General features: G+C 69.9%; 3 protein-coding genes. All 3 read left to right on the top strand.

Features of this window, described 5'->3' with window-relative positions; genetic code table 11:
* Positions 1 to 100: 100 nt before the first annotated feature.
* Positions 101 to 583, top strand: a complete 483-nt coding sequence (locus Q7T15_RS01425; protein ID WP_304692535.1) for an NfeD family protein — start codon at positions 101 to 103, stop codon at positions 581 to 583.
* On the top strand, positions 580 to 1,536 hold the full coding sequence (locus Q7T15_RS01420) for an SPFH domain-containing protein (protein WP_370689073.1): 957 nt from the start codon (positions 580 to 582) through the stop codon (positions 1,534 to 1,536). The genes Q7T15_RS01425 and Q7T15_RS01420 overlap by 4 nt, the downstream gene beginning before the upstream one ends.
* A partial coding sequence (locus Q7T15_RS01415; protein ID WP_304692533.1) for a glycerophosphodiester phosphodiesterase family protein occupies positions 1,537 to 1,954 on the top strand: 418 nt, incomplete at its 3' end. It lies immediately after the preceding gene.

Below are 1,954 nucleotides of genomic sequence, written 5' to 3'. Positions count from 1 at the left end.
GAGTCTCGACACTACCGGTCTTCCCGCGCCGTGTCGGGCCCGGAGGAGCGTCGGAGGGCGGTGATAGCGTGAGGAACAATCGACCGTGGAAGAGGCGCCGTTGCCCGACATCGTTCAGTACCTCTGGATCATCTGGATCGTGTTAGCGCTCGTCTGCGTGATCATCGAGCTGCTGACGCTCGAGTTCACCTTCCTCATGATCGCGGCGGGCAGCCTCATCGGCGGGCTCGGCACCAATCTCGCCGGCGGAGAGTGGTGGCTGCAGATCGGCCTCGCCGCGGTGATCTCGGCCCTGCTGCTGTTCACGATCAGACCGCTGCTGCTGAAGACCCTGCGACGGGGCGGCGATGAGCGCGGGGCGCTGACCAACGTGGATGCCCTGCGCGGGATGCGCGGACGCGTCACGACCGACTTCCGCGACGGCACGGGCTACGTCCGCCTCAGCAACGGCGAGACCTGGACCTCCCGGCTCGACGCCGCGCACGAGACCATGACCCTCACCGAGGGCGACCGCGTGGTCGTCACCCGGATCGACGGGGCGACCGCCGAGGTCGCGCCCGAGGAAAGGAGCACCACCGCGTGATCAGTCCCTCCGAGTTCGTCGGGCAGCTCTTCGTGGTCGCCCTCCTGGTCGTCCTCGGCATCTTCGTCGTCGTCGTGCTGCTGCGGTCCATCCGCATCGTGCCGCAGGCGTACGCGGGCGTCGTCGAGCGGCTCGGCCGGTACCACAAGACGCTCAACCCGGGCCTCAACCTGCTCGTGCCCTTCATCGATCGGCTCCGGCCCCTCGTCGACATGCGCGAGCAGGTCGTCTCCTTCCCGCCCCAGCCCGTCATCACCGAGGACAACCTCGTCGTCTCGATCGACACGGTCATCTACTTCCAGGTGACCGACGCGCGCGCCGCGACCTACGAGATCGCCAACTACCTCGCCGGCGTCGAGCAGCTGACCGTCACGACCCTCCGCAACGTCGTCGGCGGCCTCAACCTCGAGGAGGCGCTGACGAGCCGCGACAACATCAACGGCCAGCTCCGCGTCGTCCTCGACGAGGCCACGGGCAAGTGGGGCCTGCGCGTCAACCGCGTCGAGCTCAAGGCCATCGACCCGCCCGCGAGCATCCAGGACTCGATGGAGAAGCAGATGCGCGCCGAGCGCGACCGCCGCGCCGTCATCCTCACCGCCGAGGGCACCAAGCAGTCGCAGATCCTGGAGGCGGAGGGCGCCCGGCAGTCGGCCATCCTCAAGGCCGAGGGCGATGCGAAGGCGCAGATCCTCCGCGCCGAGGCCGAGGCCGAGGCGATCAAGACGGTCTTCGCGGCGATCCACGTCGGCGACCCCGACCCGAAGCTCCTCGCGTACCAGTACCTGCAGACGCTGCCGAAGCTCGCCGAGGGCGCCTCGAACAAGATGTGGATCATCCCGAGCGAGCTCACCGAGGCGCTCAAGGGCGTGACGAACGGCTTCGGCATGGGCGGCGGCGCACCGCGCGCGAGCGCTCCGCACACGGATCCCGTTCCCCCGGGGGCGACGTCGTAGGTGCGGTCGGAGTCGGCTCAGGCGTACTTCTCGCCCGCGCGCCCTCGCGTGCTCGCGCACCGGGGGCTCGCGGTCGAGGCGCCGGAGAACACCCTGCTCGCGTTCGCGCACGCCCTCGCGCTCGGCGTCGATCACGTCGAGACCGACGTCCACGCCTCGAGCGACGGGGTCGCGATCGTCTCGCACGACCCCGAGCTCGATCGCGTCGCGGGGCTCGCCGGCCGGGTCTCCGAGCTCACGGCCGCCCAGCTGCAGGGCATCGACCTCGGAGAGGGCCAGGGCTTCGCGACGCTCGCCGAGGCCCTCGAGGCATTCCCCGACGCGCGGTTCAACATCGATCTGAAGAGCATGGATGCCGTGGCCCCGGCAGTGGACGCCGTCCGGCAGACGCGCGCTCACGATCGCGTCCTCCTCACCT

The sequence above is a fragment of the Microcella sp. genome (assembly GCF_030645145.1).
Lineage (GTDB): Bacteria > Actinomycetota > Actinomycetes > Actinomycetales > Microbacteriaceae > Microcella.
Note: the sequence above shows the minus strand (reverse complement) of the source record. Positions and strands in the feature narration are given on the sequence as shown.